Source organism: Fodinibius sp. (genome assembly GCF_034521915.1).
Lineage (GTDB): Bacteria > Bacteroidota > Rhodothermia > Balneolales > Balneolaceae > Fodinibius.
On record NZ_JAXHLU010000011.1, the window covers coordinates 116,580 to 133,266 of the forward strand.

At 43.3% G+C, this 16,687-nt stretch carries 19 protein-coding genes; 7 read left to right on the forward strand and 12 right to left on the reverse strand.

The window, feature by feature from the left end; all coding sequences use genetic code 11:
* Positions 1-13: 13 nt before the first annotated feature.
* The 3 genes from U5J89_RS07965 (at position 14) to galE (ending at position 1,958) form a co-directional block, all read left to right on the forward strand.
* Positions 14-382: an acyl-CoA thioesterase gene (locus tag U5J89_RS07965; protein WP_322575078.1), complete on the forward strand. Its 369-nt coding sequence runs from the start codon at positions 14-16 to the stop codon at positions 380-382.
* A gap of 144 nt (positions 383-526) precedes the next feature.
* Positions 527-880 carry a taurine dioxygenase gene (locus tag U5J89_RS07970; protein ID WP_322575079.1) on the forward strand — a complete coding sequence of 118 codons (354 nt, stop codon included), beginning with the start codon at positions 527-529 and terminating at the stop codon, positions 878-880.
* Between the two features lie 70 nt (positions 881-950).
* A complete protein-coding gene (gene galE, locus U5J89_RS07975) occupies positions 951-1,958 on the forward strand; it encodes a UDP-glucose 4-epimerase GalE (RefSeq protein WP_322575080.1) in 1,008 nt (335 codons plus the stop codon).
* Positions 1,959-1,962: 4 nt separating this feature from the next.
* Here the strand turns inward: galE and U5J89_RS07980 are convergent, their stop codons facing one another.
* The 11 genes from U5J89_RS07980 to U5J89_RS08030 all read right to left on the reverse strand — a co-directional run bounded on the left by U5J89_RS07980 (position 1,963) and on the right by U5J89_RS08030 (position 12,048).
* Entirely contained in the window at positions 1,963-2,778 is an 816-nt protein-coding gene (locus U5J89_RS07980) for a methyltransferase domain-containing protein (RefSeq protein ID WP_322575081.1), read from the reverse strand.
* Between the two features lie 31 nt (positions 2,779-2,809).
* Complete coding sequence (locus U5J89_RS07985; protein WP_322575082.1) at positions 2,810-3,925, reverse strand: DUF4837 family protein; 1,116 nt, start codon at positions 3,923-3,925, stop codon at positions 2,810-2,812.
* 24 nt (positions 3,926-3,949) lie between these two features.
* Positions 3,950-4,762, reverse strand: coding sequence for a tryptophan synthase subunit alpha (gene trpA, locus U5J89_RS07990; RefSeq protein ID WP_322575083.1), 813 nt, complete (start codon positions 4,760-4,762; stop codon positions 3,950-3,952).
* Positions 4,763-4,862: 100 nt separating this feature from the next.
* The gene (trpB, locus tag U5J89_RS07995) at positions 4,863-6,050 is read right to left on the reverse strand and encodes a tryptophan synthase subunit beta (RefSeq protein WP_322575084.1); all 1,188 of its coding nucleotides are present in this window, start codon (positions 6,048-6,050) and stop codon (positions 4,863-4,865) included.
* A gap of 132 nt (positions 6,051-6,182) precedes the next feature.
* Positions 6,183-6,857: a phosphoribosylanthranilate isomerase gene (locus U5J89_RS08000; RefSeq protein ID WP_322575085.1), complete on the reverse strand. Its 675-nt coding sequence runs from the start codon at positions 6,855-6,857 to the stop codon at positions 6,183-6,185.
* On the reverse strand, positions 6,858-7,673 hold the full coding sequence (trpC, locus tag U5J89_RS08005; RefSeq protein WP_322575086.1) for an indole-3-glycerol phosphate synthase TrpC: 816 nt from the start codon (positions 7,671-7,673) through the stop codon (positions 6,858-6,860).
* Between the two features lie 6 nt (positions 7,674-7,679).
* Positions 7,680-8,723 (reverse strand): anthranilate phosphoribosyltransferase, encoded by a 1,044-nt coding sequence (gene trpD / locus U5J89_RS08010; RefSeq protein WP_322575087.1) that lies wholly within the window; start codon positions 8,721-8,723, stop codon positions 7,680-7,682.
* A gap of 65 nt (positions 8,724-8,788) precedes the next feature.
* The gene (locus tag U5J89_RS08015) at positions 8,789-9,370 is read right to left on the reverse strand and encodes an aminodeoxychorismate/anthranilate synthase component II (protein WP_322575088.1); all 582 of its coding nucleotides are present in this window, start codon (positions 9,368-9,370) and stop codon (positions 8,789-8,791) included.
* A gap of 74 nt (positions 9,371-9,444) precedes the next feature.
* Positions 9,445-10,434, reverse strand: a complete 990-nt coding sequence (gene trpS / locus U5J89_RS08020) for a tryptophan--tRNA ligase (RefSeq protein ID WP_322575089.1) — start codon at positions 10,432-10,434, stop codon at positions 9,445-9,447.
* Positions 10,435-10,571: 137 nt separating this feature from the next.
* Positions 10,572-11,255: an anthranilate synthase component I family protein gene (locus tag U5J89_RS08025; protein ID WP_322575090.1), complete on the reverse strand. Its 684-nt coding sequence runs from the start codon at positions 11,253-11,255 to the stop codon at positions 10,572-10,574.
* Positions 11,215-12,048: a chorismate-binding protein gene (locus tag U5J89_RS08030; RefSeq protein ID WP_322575091.1), complete on the reverse strand. Its 834-nt coding sequence runs from the start codon at positions 12,046-12,048 to the stop codon at positions 11,215-11,217. Before U5J89_RS08030 ends, U5J89_RS08025 begins: the two co-directional genes overlap by 41 nt.
* 322 nt (positions 12,049-12,370) lie before the next feature.
* Between U5J89_RS08030 and U5J89_RS08035 the strand changes: the two genes are divergently transcribed.
* Genes U5J89_RS08035 through U5J89_RS08050 form a run of 4 tightly spaced genes read left to right on the forward strand, consistent with a single transcriptional unit; the run spans position 12,371 to position 15,853 of the window.
* A complete protein-coding gene (locus U5J89_RS08035; protein ID WP_322575092.1) occupies positions 12,371-13,924 on the forward strand; it encodes a FlgD immunoglobulin-like domain containing protein in 1,554 nt (517 codons plus the stop codon).
* Between the two features lie 3 nt (positions 13,925-13,927).
* A complete protein-coding gene (locus U5J89_RS08040; RefSeq protein WP_322575093.1) occupies positions 13,928-14,662 on the forward strand; it encodes a hypothetical protein in 735 nt (244 codons plus the stop codon).
* Entirely contained in the window at positions 14,652-14,903 is a 252-nt protein-coding gene (locus U5J89_RS08045) for a hypothetical protein (RefSeq protein ID WP_322575094.1), read from the forward strand. The genes U5J89_RS08040 and U5J89_RS08045 overlap by 11 nt, the downstream gene beginning before the upstream one ends.
* Complete coding sequence (locus U5J89_RS08050; RefSeq protein WP_322575095.1) at positions 14,900-15,853, forward strand: PorV/PorQ family protein; 954 nt, start codon at positions 14,900-14,902, stop codon at positions 15,851-15,853. Before U5J89_RS08045 ends, U5J89_RS08050 begins: the two co-directional genes overlap by 4 nt.
* Here U5J89_RS08050 and pssA read toward each other — a convergent pair whose 3' ends face one another.
* Positions 15,854-16,687 (reverse strand): CDP-diacylglycerol--serine O-phosphatidyltransferase, encoded by an 834-nt coding sequence (gene pssA / locus U5J89_RS08055; RefSeq protein WP_322575096.1) that lies wholly within the window; start codon positions 16,685-16,687, stop codon positions 15,854-15,856.

Here is a 16,687-nt window from a genome sequence, read left to right on the forward strand (position 1 = left end):
AAAAACCCTGATTATGCAATTCTTTAGCCGAAAACTAATTAAACCCCAGGATTTAAATGCACATGGAACCCTTTTTGGTGGATCGGTATTAAGCTGGGTTGATGAGGAATCAGCTATATTTGTTACCTGTCAGCTCGACAAAGGCAATATTGTCACCAAATATATGTCTGAAATTGATTTCGTTAGTTCGGCAGGACTTGGGGATATTATCGAAATTGGTATGGAAACAGTTAAGTTTGGCACAAGCTCAATAACTGTCCGCTGCGAAGTACGCCACAAATTCACAAAAGAAACCATCATCAAAATTGATAAAATTGTGTTTGTACATCTTGTAGATGGCAAACCCGCGCCCCATGGAATTGATGAACCTCAAAACGAATAGCATATTTAAATTCTCTAATATGAGTGAGAATGTAATAATATTTAAGCTTATTCAATTTCATTTTGTTAATTTTGGAATGCATCATTTGCACACAGTGCTAAATACGTTAGTAAAAGCAATATCATCTAAGACAGGAGATCGTACATGAAATATCAGTTTATCGATGCCGATAAAATTTCCGATATGCTTTTTAAAGACTCAGAATATGTCGCTGAGTTTTGTGAAGCTGGAGTTACTTCTTTTGATGAGTTTATCGAAAATTATCGCATACATCTATTAGACAGAAATATGACCGATCTCCGTAAAGCCGGTCACAAGATTAAGCCGGGTGCACAAATGATGGGAGCCGATGAGGTTGTTGATGAGTATGAGCATGCCAAGAGTCTGCTCGACGACAATGCCGACAATGAAGAACTGGAAAAGTCGGTGGACAAAATGAGTAGCATTTGTTCAACCATTCAAAAGGAGCTAACCCACCTTGCTAATTCACAGAATTAGTGTTTTTTGCCAAATAGTACCTATATTTTGGGCATAGCATTAGAATTTCCAAACTCAAATCTAAATCATAGTGAGCATTTTAGTTACCGGCGGTGCCGGTTTTATCGGCAGTCATACTGTTGTGGAACTGTTGGAGAATAACGAGGACGTCATCGTTGTTGATAACCTTAGCAACAGTAAAAAAGAAGCTCTTAACCGCGTAGAGGAAATTACGGGGAAATCGCTAACGTTTTATAAAACTGACCTTCTGGACAAAGAAGGGTTAGACAATATTTTTAGTAACCATCAGATCGACTCGGTTATCCATTTTGCCGGTTTTAAAGCTGTGGGGGAATCCGTTGAAAAACCGCTGATGTATTATCACAACAATATTACCGGCACTATTTATCTCTGCGAGGTCATGAAAGAGCACAATGTCACCAACATTGTTTTCAGCTCTTCATCTACTGTTTACGGTGATCCTGAAGAAGTACCCGTGAAAGAGGATTTTCCCGTTTCAGCTACCAACCCATACGGACGCACAAAGCTTTTTATCGAGGAAATTCTTCGCGACCTCTACACTGCCAACAACAGTTGGAATGTGGCACTGCTGCGGTACTTTAATCCTGTGGGAGCTCATCCCAGCGGAAAAATCGGAGAAGATCCCAACGATATTCCCAATAATCTGATGCCTTATATAACACAGGTTGCTGTGGGAAAACTTGAAAAACTTTCTGTTTTCGGAGATGATTATCCCACGCCCGACGGCACCGGCGTTCGTGATTATATCCATGTTGTGGATCTGGCTAAAGGTCACCTGAGCGCGCTTAAAAAACTGGAAGAAAATCCAGGAGTGGTAACATATAATCTGGGTACCGGAACCGGATACAGCGTTTTGGATGTCGTACAAGCGTTTGAAAAAGCTTCAGGAAAAGAAATTCCTTATGAAATTACAGGTAGACGGGCTGGTGATATTGCCATCAATTTTGCGGATCCATCCAAAGCCGAACAAGAATTGGGATGGAAGGCTGAATACGATCTGGTAGACATGTGCCGCGACTCGTGGCGTTGGCAGTCAGAAAATCCTGATGGATATTAATCTGTTAGGAATCGAAATCCCTTTTTACGGCCAAAAAGATGATATGATAATCAACAGAAACCTTTCCTTCTGTTGAATCATCCCAGTGGTCGACAAGAAGTGACATCTCTTTTGATGTCAACTGTCTCCCCTGTTTCAGCGTATCCATACCCAGATTTTTAAGTTCATCAAAAAAATCTTTAGCGCTTTCATACTCGCTGGTAATGGTATCCTCATAGTAATCTACCTGCGCGGGACCTACAGACATTTTGATGACCATCTCTTCGACATCGGGTAACTCGTTAGCTGTAAACGGCAGTCCCAACTCCTGACAATATGTTTTCCACTTTGGGAAGCTCTCATTTCCGGGAAAAGAGGCCAATAATAATCCTCCCGGTTTCGTAATCTCTAGCCATTTTGCCAGCGTTTGAGCAGGGTTATCAAACCAGTGGGCTGTAAATCCACTTACCGTCATAGCGTAATGAGGATCATCAAATTCGGGTACCTGTTCAGCATCTGCTGCCCTAAAGGTTAGATTCTGACGATCAGCAAACTTATTGCTGCAGAACTCGATCATACCCTCCGAGAGATCTATAACTTCAATTTTTCTATCGGGATATAAATCCGCCACTCCTTTAGTCACGAATCCTGTTCCAGCGCCCAATTCTATAATTGGACCTGATGGAATAATATCTCTCCACGGTTTCAGTGAGGCAATGAGGCGGTCTGCTACCTCCTTCTGTACTGATGCATGTTCATCGTAATACGAAGCGGCTTTACTAAATGAATCAGCTATCTCCCGTTTAACTTTATTATCAGCTACTGCATGTGGGTCATTCATATGCAAACAATACTTCTATCAACAAAAAATCTTACTCCTCTGATGCAATATTACCTTGATTTTGCTGCCAGGTCGAGTCGCTCTTAAAAGTACGAATCATAGCTCTAAACTGTCGTACGAAGCGGCGCTTTTCGTACTTAGGAGCAAACTGGGCAAATTCCAGCATAAATAAACGCTGCGTCTCCTCGTCATACACGGTTAAATTGACAAATGGTCCGGCCATCGCATCATTGGTCATTGTCCAAATGCCCAAGGTCTCAAACGCTAAATCACCATCATACATGAACTGCTCTGTTTCGTGAGGGCGATTATACGCAGTAGTTACATATGATTCTTCGCGCGTACCGCGAATCCACTGTTCATTCAGAGAATCTCTTTTGGTATTAATCCAGTTTTCATCAACATGGGTAGCATCATCCATTTCTCTCCACCACATCCAAAACCAGCGATCATTTTCAGGGAGCGGGCGGCGCATCGTCATAAAATGCTGTTGTACGCCATCCTCAGAATAAGTGGTATCGATGTTTTTAATCCAATCGTGCTGAATTCGCATTCGCCAACCTTCAGCTTGCCAAATACTATCAGCCAGGGCCACCTGCTCGCCTCGATCATAAATTTCCTGGGTATATCGCTGTATCTCCTTTTCAATTAAATTATCCGTTAATGTTTCTTGAGAATTTCGAATCTGCTGTGCAAGAGTAGAATCCGACTGTCCGGATAAAAGCATAAGCCATTGATCCCGATACCAGTGATCCTTCAGGGGAAAAGCAAATGCCTCACCTTCTTGAACCTGACGTTCAATTTCATCACTTAATAAAGCACGGATTAGATCAGCCGTATTTGTGCTGTCAGTAATAGGTGCCGCTATAATAAGATTACGATATCGCTTAAGTTGCTCCAGCTGCTCATTCGTATTAAAATCCTGAAAACGAAGATCAAAGCGCGGAGGTTTTCCCGGAATAGTCTGAATCCATCCCCCATAAGTTTCGCGCAAAGCTTCGGCCGTTTCACTTTCAAACTGAGTGGAATCCATTATCACAACGACTTCACCAAAACTGCCGCGAGCTTTTTGGCGATAATCACCCTCACAGCCAACCCAAACACCTATTAACAACAATAATACTGATAGTTTTATAACTGATTTCATAGCCTTAATAATGACATTAAAATTTCACTCTTTACCATACTTTAACCTTCTAACAAATGCAAACACCTCGTCTTTCCATCCCTCCTCAGGATAATGCTCGCGGATAGTATCGATGAGCGCGCTTCCCACAATAAAACCGTCCATATCGGCTGCTATACGCTGGGCGTCTTCGTGGGATTTAATCCCAAATCCAACCATTTTCGGATTCCGGGTTATATTCTCCTTCACACGATCGATAAATCGCTGGACTGACTTGGCCACCTCATCGCCCTCTCGTGCACCTGTAACGCCCGTAACCGACACGCAGTAGACAAATCCCTGCGACTGCTCATCAATTTTACGCATTCGCTCATCAGAAGTATTGGGGGCCACAAGGTAGATAATCGGCAAACCGTATTTATCGGCTTCTTTTTTAAGAATCTCCGACTCTTCTATGGGGATATCGGGGATGATAAGCCCATCAACACCGGATTCAGCAGCATCTTTGCAAAATGCTTTTGTGCCATACCGCAGCACCGGATTGATGTAGCCCATCAAAATGATGGGAATCTGTGACTTCTGTCGTACTTGTTCTACAATATGCAGGATATTCTTCATCGTTATTCCCTGCTCAATAGCCACATTACTGGAATATTGAATAGTGGGTCCATCGGCCAAGGGATCGCTGAATGGCATACCCAGCTCGACCAGGTCCACCCCGTTATCTTCGAATCCCAAAATAAGATCAACGGTAGCCTGTGGATCGGGATAACCGGCCGTTAAAAACAGGCTCATTATTTTTTCCGATCCGTCGTGTCGTTCAAAAAGTTGTGCTACTCTGTTTTCTGTATCAATCATTTAGAATCTATGTTTACAGATCCTGAAACAAGTTCAGGATGACATGTGATTTTGAAATTTACTTTCTGTGCTAATCTGTTAAATCGGCTCTATCCGTGTTCTATAAATTTTTTGAGATAGTACCCATATCTTTATCGCCGCGACCGGAACAATTCAAGACAACAATTTCATCTTTGGATGTTTTGGGCATGAGTTCATCTAAATAAGCTACTGCATGAGCTGTTTCCAAAGCAGGAATAATACCTTCGGTTTCGGAAAGTAGCTTGACGCCCTCCATCGCCTGATCATCGGTAATCGCTTTATAATTCACGCGCTTAATTTTATGCAAATACGAATGCTCAGGACCAATACCCGGATAATCGAGTCCGGCTGAAATAGAGTGTGCCAACTGAATTTGCCCCTCGGAATTATGTAGCAAATAACTCATAGATCCATGCAGCACACCGGGTTGACCAATTGTAAGGGTTGCTGCCGTTTGATCTGTATCTGCTCCTAATCCTGCGGCTTCGAGTCCATACATTTGCACTGATTCATCTTCGATAAAGGGATAGAAAATGCCTATTGCGTTAGAGCCGCCCCCCACACACGCCAGCAGGTAGTCCGGGGTTTCTCGTCCCTCGGCTTCAGCTAACTGCCTACGTGTCTCGTCTCCAATCACCCGGTGAAAATTGCGTACCATCTTGGGGTACGGATGCGGACCCACGACCGATCCAATGATGTAAAACGTATCCTCAACATTGGTTACCCAATCACGGATGGCTTCGTTGGTGGCATCCTTGAGTGTTTGCGATCCGCTGGTGACCGGACGAACTTCCGTGCCCAGTAACCGCATGCGCTCCACATTCAACTTCTGACGCTCCATATCCTCAGCCCCCATATACACAATACAATCAACGCCAAACTTGGCACAGGCCGTGGCTGTAGCTACACCGTGTTGACCGGCACCCGTCTCTGCAATAATACGATCTTTGCCCATGCGACGGGCCAGTAAAATCTGTCCAATGGCGTTATTTATTTTATGAGCACCGGTATGACAAAGATCCTCGCGCTTAAGATAAATCTTCGCTTTCCCGTAGTGATCAGTCAATCGATTGGCATAGGTCAACTTTGTCGGTCGTCCCACATATTCATTCAGCAATTGCCGGTATTCCTTCTGGAAACTGTCATCATTCCAGGCATCATTAAACGCCTCTTCCAATTCCTCCAGTACGGGAATTAGAATTTCAGGTACAAACTTGCCGCCAAAATCGCCGTAATATCCTTCCTTCGTCGGTAAATCGTATTTCATTTTGAGATTCTTAAATTTAAATAATGGTGATTTCCAGAATTATCTATTTCAATCAAAATTTAAAATGGCTATAGTTTTCAGCTTTCAGCAATTTCCTTCTGATTACTTACAACTGATAGCTGAATACTGCTTTTACAGCTCTCCTACCTCCTGCTTTTCCCAGATATCGCGCATCTCCTCCATAAACGCATCCACTTTGTCAAAATCTTTAACGCCGGGCTTAGCTTCCAATCCACTTGAGACATCCACTGCATACGGATGAACCTTCTTACAGGCCTCACGAATATTATCCGGATTCAAGCCACCCGCCAGAAAATACGGAACACCCTGGGAAACCTGATCCAACACAGACCAGTCAAAAGCCTCTCCTGTGCCGCCCCATTTGCCTTCGATTTTCGTATCAAAAAGAAGATATTCCACATGGTCGAGATACGGCTCTATGCGAGTATTTAATTCTGATGCGGTATCACCATCTGCTACATGAATCGCCTTAATTATGGGCTTATCAACCAGCGAGCAGTAATCGGGATTTTCGTTGCCGTGCAACTGAACAAAATCAATGCCCGTCTGACGAGCAATCATATTCACATCATCCAGCGGCTGGTTTACAAACACGCCAACACAATCCGGTCCATGCAGCCAGTTGATCATCGCACCCGCTTTTGCAGGTGTAACATGGCGCGGACTATCCTCATAAAAAACAAATCCCATATAATGCGCCAGTGCTCCTGAGACGAACCGAGCATCCTCGAGTGAAGTAATTCCACAAATTTTTACTTTTGTTCGTTCTTCCGGATCTGCAAACATTTATGCTTTGGCTTCTTTAGTAATTAAATTCTTCAACTTTGATTTCATATTCTTCACCGCTTTACCGGGATCAGGTTCACGCATAAAATGCTCCCCAATTAATGCAGCGTGAATGCCCTCATCATAAAGCAGCTTTAAATCTTCTGGTTTTGCGAGTCCACTTTCGGATACTAACACCGTATCCTCGGGAGCCTTATGCAGCAACTCTATACCACGATGCAGGTCTACTTCAAACGATCGCAAGTCGCGATTATTTACGCCCAAAATGTCAATATGCGTAAAGTTAACATATTCAATATCTTCTTCCGAATAACATTCGACCAAAGCTTGTAAGCCAAACTCTTTTGTGGCGTGCAAAAGTTCATCAAGCTGACTCCCTTCCGTAATAGTAGCAATCAAAAGCACCGCATCAGCACCGTAAGCCTTCGCCTCTTTCACTTGATAAGGATCAACAATAAAATCCTTGCGCAACAATGGAATAGAAACTTCTTTAGAAGCTATTTCTAAATAATTAAGGCTTCCTTTAAATGCGGGTTCATCTGTTAATACTGAAATGGCAGAAGCACCCCCTTCCTGGTATTGCCCCGCAATTTTTTGAGGATCAAAATCGGGACGAATAAGCCCTTTTGATGGAGATGCTTTTTTTATTTCAGCAATAACTGCTACATCATTTTCAAGTCGCAGCGCTTCAGCAAAATTTCGTGGAGACTGTTCAAAAAGCTCCATGTCTCCCAAGTCATTAAAACTTACCTTACGCTTCCGCTTTTTAAGGTCAATTTTCGTCTGTTCAACTATTTCATCTAAAATATTAGGCATGGTATTCTACGAATTAGCAACATCATTTGAAGCTTCAACATATCTGTCCAGCGCTTTGCGTGCTTTCCCGGACCGTAAACTCTCTTCCGCCCATTTACGTGCTTCAGTAAGGTTATCAACTTTACCCGAAGCATGAATACCAAATGTTGCATTCAATAAAATTACATCACGCTGAGGAACGGTTGAGGTGTTATCCAGTATAGATCGAATGATATTCGCATTGTATTTAGCATCTCCCCCCTGTAAGGATTCCAAATCAGTCCACTCAAAATCTAGCGAACGCGGATCAAAAGTCGTCGATTCTTTTACCATATTGTGATTGAGCTCGTAAATTTCCGACTGAGCAGCCAAACTCACCTCATCCAACCCATCATGGGCATTTACCGTGTAAGCAAACTCTGTATTCAAATTCGCAAGGATATGCGCAATTTCGCGGGCTACCTCCCTGCTGTAAGCGCCAATCATCTGACGCTTTACACCGGCCGGATTTAACAAGGGTCCCAGGATATTGAAAAAGGTTCGTATTCCCATCGTGCGTCGTGCCGGCATTACGTGCTTCATGGCGGGATGAAAGTTCGGAGCAAACATAAAAACAAGTCCCGCCTGTTCAAATACCTGCTCTACCTCTTCTTTATTCAGATCAATAACAGCGCCGATTTCTTCCAACACATCCGCACTTCCGCTTTTACTTGATACACTTCGATTTCCATGTTTCAATACCGGAACACCCGCACCGGCCACTACAAACATGGAGGCCGTAGAAATATTGAACGTCCCGGAACTATCACCGCCGGTTCCACACAGATCCACCGCTCCATCAATATTCACCTCAGGCTTTATAGCTGCTTCACGCATCACACGGACAAAAGCAGTGAGTTCTTGTGTAGTTTCCCCTTTGGTTCGCATGGCAGCTAAAAAAGCGGCCACTTGCTCATTGGGAACTTCGCCTCCGACTATCAAACGGAGTGCTTTCTCAGCTTCCTCTCCCTCCAAATCTTCTCGTTGAACAAGCTTATCTAAAATTGAACTAAATTCTATATCTTCTTGCATTGCAGTAAGTTAATATATTCATTTAAAATTAATCGTGTCGTAATAATATTTATTAAAACATGCCATTACTCAGCGATTTTATATTCCAACTCTAACCAGTTTTTTACAATCTTCGGTCCCTCTTTTGTGAGGATACTTTCAGGATGAAACTGTATTCCTTCCAATGGAAATTCACGATGACGCAGTCCCATGATCACGCTGTCATCACTTCTTGCAGAAACTTCCAACTCATCAGAGATTTGATCGGGATCCAACACCAGTGAATGATATCGGGTAGCGGTAAAATTATCCGGAATATTTCGAAATACTGATTTCCCGTCGTGGGTAATAGCAGAGGTCTTTCCGTGCATCAATTTGGGAGCATGAATCACCTTTCCGCCAAACACTTCTCCTATCGCCTGGTGACCAAGACAAACACCCAAAATCGGCGTCTCTGCTCCCAGCTCTTTTATCACAGGTTCGGTAATGCCTGCATCAGCGGGACGTCCGGGACCCGGTGAAATAAGTATCCTATCAGGATTCAGCTCCTTTACTTCTTCCACGGTAAGCTCATCATTGCGAATTACTTTGTAGTCATCCGTATACTCCGCAACAATATGCACCAAGTTATAGGTAAAGGAATCGTAATTATCGATTATTAAAATCATTGTAGTATCAGTTTTGCCTTATCTCATCTAAACATGATTCAGGATCTTTTCTTGTCCCTTCAAAATAGATAATATCAACTCATAAAATCGTAGGTTTTAAACAATCCTGTCACATCACGGACCGGTTCCATAACCTCTTCAGCACGTTCTCTGGCCTTTTTCCCGCCTTCTTTGAGAATATCTTGAACTCTATCCAAGTCCTGCGCCAATTCTTTACGCTTTGCTCGTGCCTCCGCAAAATAATCCTCAATCATACCCAATAATTCCTTCTTCGCATGACCATAACCATAACCGCCGGCACGATATTTCTCAGCAATTTCTTTTTGTTTTTCATCATCAGCGAATAATTTAATCAGTGCAAACACATTACAACTATCGGGATCTTTAGGCTCATCCAATGGCGTTGAATCAGTCTGAATGGACATCACCTTTTTCTTCAGCTCTTTCCCTTCATCAAAAATACCGATGGTATTACCGTAGGACTTGCTCATTTTTTGTCCGTCGATACCCGGTACTACTGCAACCGAATCCAAAATATGCGGCTCGGGGAGCTTCAAATACTCTTCGCCATAATTGTGATTAAACTTACCGGCTAAATCGCGGCAAATTTCAATATTCTGCTTCTGATCTTGTCCCACGGGCACCAAATCTGCATTGTACATCAAAATATCGGCGGCCTGCAAGATTGGATAGGTAAACAGTCCAATATTGGGATTCAGTCCCTGAGCCACTTTATCTTTATAAGCCACCCCCTTTTCCATCAGGCTAACGGGACAAAAGGTGCCCAGAATCCACGCCAGTTCCGCGTGCTGTGGCACATCACTCTGGGCAAAAAAGGTGGCTTTATCGGGATCCAATCCCAGTGCCAGGTAATCAAGGGCTACATCTATGGTATTCTGATAAATTTCTTCACCGTCATTAATAGAAGTCAACGAGTGATAATTTGCAATAAAATAAAAGGCATCGCCCTCCTCCTGCATCTGAATATGCTGGCGCAGTGCTCCAAAGTAGTTACCTAAATGAAGTTTTCCTGACGATTGTATACCTGATAATATTGTTTTCATTGGTGCTTAATTTTCTGATTTAATTATTTATAAAAAAACTTTTATGTCATCCTGAATTTATTTCAGGATCTATCCAATTAAATTACCCTACAGATGCTGAAACAAGTTCAGCATGACACTTTTTACTTTAAATCTATTCAATTTCCATCTGTTATCGACAAGGCCACGCTAAGTGCTTCTACCAGTGCTCCGGCCTTATTTTGTGTTTCTACATATTCTTTTTCGGGGTCGCTATCAGCCACAATACCCGCACCGGCCTGAATATACACTTTTGAATCGGTAACAAGCATCGTTCGAATCACAATACAGGTATCCATATTGCCGGAAAAATCAAAGTACCCTACTGCTCCTGCGTAAGGGCCGCGCTTGGTCGGTTCCAGCTCATCAATAATTTTCATCGCCCGAATTTTAGGAGCACCACTAACCGTACCTGCCGGAAAGCAGTGTTTCAGAGCATCCACAGCTGTTTTGTTGGCAGCCAATTTCCCCTTCACATCCGATACAATATGCATAACATGCGAATAGCGCTCGATCACCTGCTCACGAACCGGCTTGACCGTAGCGGGCTTACAGACGCGTGATAAATCATTGCGTCCCAAATCCACCAGCATTACGTGCTCGGCTATCTCTTTGGGATCGTTTTTAAGATCTTCTTCCAGTTCCAAATCTTCTTCGGGCGTTTTACCACGGGGACGTGTCCCGGCGATAGGCAACAACTGAGCAGTCTCATCCTGCACGCGCACCAAAACCTCCGGAGATGAGCCCACCAATCCAAAATCATTAAAATCCAGAAAGAACAGATACGGCGACGGATTTACCATCCGCAAGCGCTCGATATAACATAAAGCGATCTCCGCTGAAATCCGTTTCAAACCGTTGCGAAAGTACCACCTGAAAGATTTCGCCCTCATAAATATACTCCTTAGCCTTTTTGACCATCTGCTCGAACTCAGGCTTCTCAATATTGCTGGTCAGATTATCCGGATTGATGGAAAACGAATCTGTTGAGCGCTCAGGCTGATAAACGAGCTCCTCCATCTCATCGAGGGTTTGCTGTGCCTCTTTAAACAACACTTCCGCGGATTTTTCGGTTTCATCATCCACAAAAACTGTTTTTATAATAATCACCTGTTGCTTCACATGATCAAAGGCATAGACTTTATCATAAAAGGCCCAGATGGCTTCCGGAATATTCAAGTCATCTTCCGGCACATCGCCCAGTTGCTCTACTTCCCGAACCGTATCATAAGAAGAAAAACCTACAGCTCCGCCGGTCAATCGCGGTAAATCAGGAAGCTTGGGTTCGCTGTGCTGAGTTGTCAATTCTTTGAGTGCTTCAAAATACGGCTGGTCCAGGACTGTTGAACCACTATCTCTTTGCATGGTTACTTGTTTTCCATCGTACTGTAATACTTGATAGGGATTACGTCCCAAAAAGGAGTACCGCGCAACCTGATCTCCACCTTCTACAGATTCCAACAAAAAGGGATACTCAGCATCTTTTCGCAGTGATAAAAAGAGGGAAACCGGCGTTAGTACATCGGCCATCAATCGCCGATAAACCGGTACGGCCGTATAATCTTTTGCTAATTTTTTAAATTCTGCTAATTGCATAAACTCTTATTTTACCAGTTAGACACTAAGAACATTGCAAACATTTCATCTTATTAGTGTACTGAGTGTCTCAGTGATTATTTCAATAAAAACAAAAAAGCCCACTCCAGTTTCCTGCAGTGGGCTCTATTAAATCCTTTTCTTCAAATTAATTCATAAAAATGCCACTGCTCCGATTTTTTTTCGGAGCCACCACCAACTGATATTTTTATGAGCTGACTTTTTCATAACGATCTGAAGATAGTATCCACCGAACCGAAAATCAACAAGTTTATTTTGGGAGAATAACACCTATATTTGAGTTCTCAACAAAACAGATATCATGTCACAGACGCTGCGAATTCCAACACTTTTTATCATTATCATGTGTGGATGGGTTTTCCAAAGTCAGGCCCAAATAATTGGACCCGTCCCCTCTCCTAAGGAATCAATTGCTCAAAATTCAGTATCCAACATGGCTGCTTTGGGTGATACCCTCTGGATTGGTCCAGCCCTTAATAGAACAATTAATAATAGTACCAACTGGTTTTATCCAGAAGGAGCTACTGAAATCGTTAACGGTAATGGACGCGTTTTTTCACTGGCTTTGGCACCCGATACTGTTATTGCAGGTTTGGGATATAATGCTGATACCCCCGACGGTAGCGTGCAAGCTGGACTTGGATTTCACATTTCGGTCAACGGCGGTAACAGTTGGAATTACATTGAAAACCCTAATGAGGCTGAAGATGATACCTCCTTCGTCTATGGAGGAACTACTTACCAAAAACTACCGATAACAACACAAGAGCAATCCCCGCCCTTCGATATTGCCCAGCGTGGCAGCACTATTTTTTCAGCTAATTGGGCATTAGGATTAGTCCGCAGCCAAAATTTTGGACAGAGCTGGCAGCGAATTATTCTGCCACCTCAGCAGGTTGATAGTTTAGTGCCAGAACAAGAATACGAATTTAACAGTAATGAAGGTAATCGTTACGATCCGCGATACGATCAAAATTTACTTGGATTTTCGGTTTTTATTGATAACCGGGACCGCGTTTGGGTTGGTACCGCAGGTGGACTCAATATTTCTGAAAACGCGCTAACCGCTCCCGCCGACAGCATCAGATGGAGACATATTCAATTTAACAGTTCCGAAAATAGTCTACCTGCCAACTGGATCATTACTATAAAACAACATCCCTCAACCGGTGATATTTGGCTTACAAATTGGCCGAGTGGTATCAGTGATGAAGAACAATTTGGAATTGCACGTACTAGTGATAGCGGCCAAACCTTCGATCATTATTTGTCTGGCAAACGCATAAATGATATTGGCTTTAAAGATGGTACTATTTACGCTGTCGGGGATAATGGATTTTTCAAGAGCACCGATAATGGTAACAGCTGGAATCAAATTCCACAAATAAAAAGTGCCAATACGTTTATAAAGGAATCAGCGCAGTATTATAGCCTGGCCTCAACTACAGACAGGCTTTGGGTGGGTACCAGCGACGGATTAGCCTCCACTGCAGATGGCGGGCAATCATGGCAAATTACGCGCGTCGATTTTCCTTTGGATGGGCAGAACCGCTATCAGAAGGATGCCCCTTCGGTAGAAACCTATGCGTATCCAAATCCTTTTTCTCCCCGTCGCCATGATATCGTCCGTATTAAATATGAGGTCCCCGAAACCGGGAAGGTACAAATCAGGTTATTCGATTTTGGAATGAATCTGGTCCGGGAACTCGATGGGGGCGATTTCTCAGAAGGAACGTACGAAGCTGTTTGGGATGGACGTGATGCTCAGGGTAATCAAGTAGCAAATGGACCGATTTTCTATCAAATTGATACAGCCAGCGGTACTATTCGCGGCAAAATTTTAGTTGTTGATTAAAGCATGGTTGTTAAAAGTATATATATCAAGTTTGGGCTTTTTATTCTATTGCTAATGGGATTTACAGCCTCCACAATTGCCCAAAACGGAGGTTCAGCAGGATCATTCAGCCGCATGGGATTTGGTCCGCGCGGCATGGCCATGGGTAATGCTTTAATCTCAAATACTACAAATGGAACGTTCAGTTATTACAACCCAGCACTAATCGCCCAAAGCACCGGTACCCAAGTTGACTTTAGCACAGCAGCCATGAGCTTTGATCGCAGCCTCAATACCGCAAGCGGCACCTTCGAGCTACCACCCACCGCTGGGGCTTCTCTTTCTCTCATCAACGCCAACGTCTCCGATATTGACGGACGTACTTCCAGCGGATACCACACCGATATGTTATCAACCCAGGAATATCAAATAGCAGCGGCATTTGGGCAACAAATTTCAGATCATTTATCAGTAGGTATTGGACTTAAATACTATATTTCTGATCTACATAATGATCTCCCCAATGCAACCACGCTCGGTTTGGATGTCGGCGTGCTGTATATGTTTTCTGATCGATTACAGGCCGGAGCCGTCATCCGTGATCTGCTGGCTTCATACAGCTGGAGTTCAGGTACGTTATACGGAGATAATTCCTCTGCCCGAACCGACGCTTTTCCTACGCAACTACAGTTTCGGTTTGTCATATCATCTTATCCCCGACCTACTCATAAGCATCGAAGGCGGACAAATGATGCATGAAAATAAGGCCCCAAAAAACCTAAAAATTGGTAGCGGTTTTCAACTCCACGAACGTATTACCCTGCGCGGCGGATGGCAAGTCAATGACCTTTCATCAATCAAGCAAACCAATCATTTTAGCACAGGGTTTTCAGTACATCTTCCCTTTGATTTATTCTCTCCTTCTGTCGATTATGCATTCGTGCAAGAACCAAATAACATTTCTTATATGCACACCTTTGGAATTCAGTTAAAGCTATGATTCGTAATTCTATCGGCATTTTAAGTTTTTTTGCACTTTTTTTCCTGGGGATAGCTGCTGTTGCCCAGGATTCAGGTCTCGATATTTTGACCCTTGGTCCGGGAACACAAGCACTGGGATTAAATGAGGCCGTCACTACAGAACTTTTGGGAGCTTCCAGCTTGTATTCCAATCCCGCTAACTTAGCGATGGAAAACAGTTCTGCCCTCAATGCCGATTATACCCTTTGGATTGGCGATCTCACCCATACTCATGCCGGAATCAATCTTCGTAAAAACAACCGGGCACTTGCCTTTGGATTTCTAACCTCTCAGACCGATGAAATTCCGTTGAGAGGCAACCAACCGGGTCCACCCGATGGTTCATTCAATATCAGCACTCTATCACTCAGCGGAGGATATGCATACCAACTGGGTCCATTGGCGCTGGGAGCCACAGTACAATATTTACGAGAAGAATATTATATCTATAACGCATCGGGATATGCAGCTAATTTGGGAGTGGCGGGACAGCTTTGGGATAATCGTATACGAGTTGGCGCCAGCTTATTAAACCTGGGTAAAATGAGCGAACTCAGGAATCAATCAACCAAACTCCCTCTTACCCTCAGGACTGGATATAGTGCAAAACTCTTCACCTTTAGCCCTCCAGGAAACGAAGACTTACCCATATCTGTGGCTTTAAAAAATGATGTCATATTCCCCCTGCAGGAATCCAGGCAAACCACTCAGGGAAACAGCTCCCAGCAAATCTACACTAATGTTGCAGTTGAAATATCAGTAGCAGAAATTATTGCTTTACGAACCGGCTACAAAACCGGAGATACTGTTCGTCCCTGGAGTGCAGGTCTGGGATTGGATACCGAAGCGATATCAGCTAATTATGCAATCATTCCATTTGAGACAGGTTTCGGAACCGTTCACTCGTTAGGACTGAGCTATCGATTTTAACTAAATTTGCTCGCCTTCATCCAAAAACTCATCACTGCCGAAAGCCTCTTTCCAAAACAGGTAGGCGCCTACCAAAATCCCTTTCAGAATGAAGATAGAAAATACAATCATCAGTCCCACTTCCTGAAAGAGCAGAATTAATATCCCATAAACAATAAAAAGGGAAAGCTTTACTTTATGTTTTCGGACTGACTGTTTATCAAAACTCGGCATTTTATCGAAGGGAATAGTACTAACCATCAAAAAGGAAAGTAGCACAATCAATGGAATTAAAATGGCGTTAATTCCATATTCAAAGCCTTCAAATAGCTCGAGCTGATTATAAAAGGTGAGGTAAAATGCAGCAATCATAATGGCCTGTCCGGGTATGGGGAGTCCTTTAAAAAAGTCTTCAATACTTTCCTGCACATCCACATTATAGCGGGCCAAACGCACTGCGCCACACAGGGGCGGCAAGGCACTAAGGATAATACCTACAAATGGAAGTTCTGCCAATCCAAATGAGTACAACAGGAAACCCGGCGCCACACCAAATGAAACCACATCACTTATGGAATCGAGCTCAATACCAAATTGGCTGGTTGCATTAGAGAGTCGAGCCATAAATCCGTCGAGAGCATCAAATAAGCCTGCAAAAACAATCAGCCATGCACCAAAAAACAGACGCCCCTCGGCAATACTGATAATAGCTAAGAAACCACAGAACAAATTCATCAACGTAAAAAAACTAGGGATAACCGTACGGGGAATTTGTTTCCTTGATCGGCCATTTTTCCTTTTTTTACGCTTTCTGCGACGACGAAATCGCTTCCACTTCTGTATGGGGTATTTCAT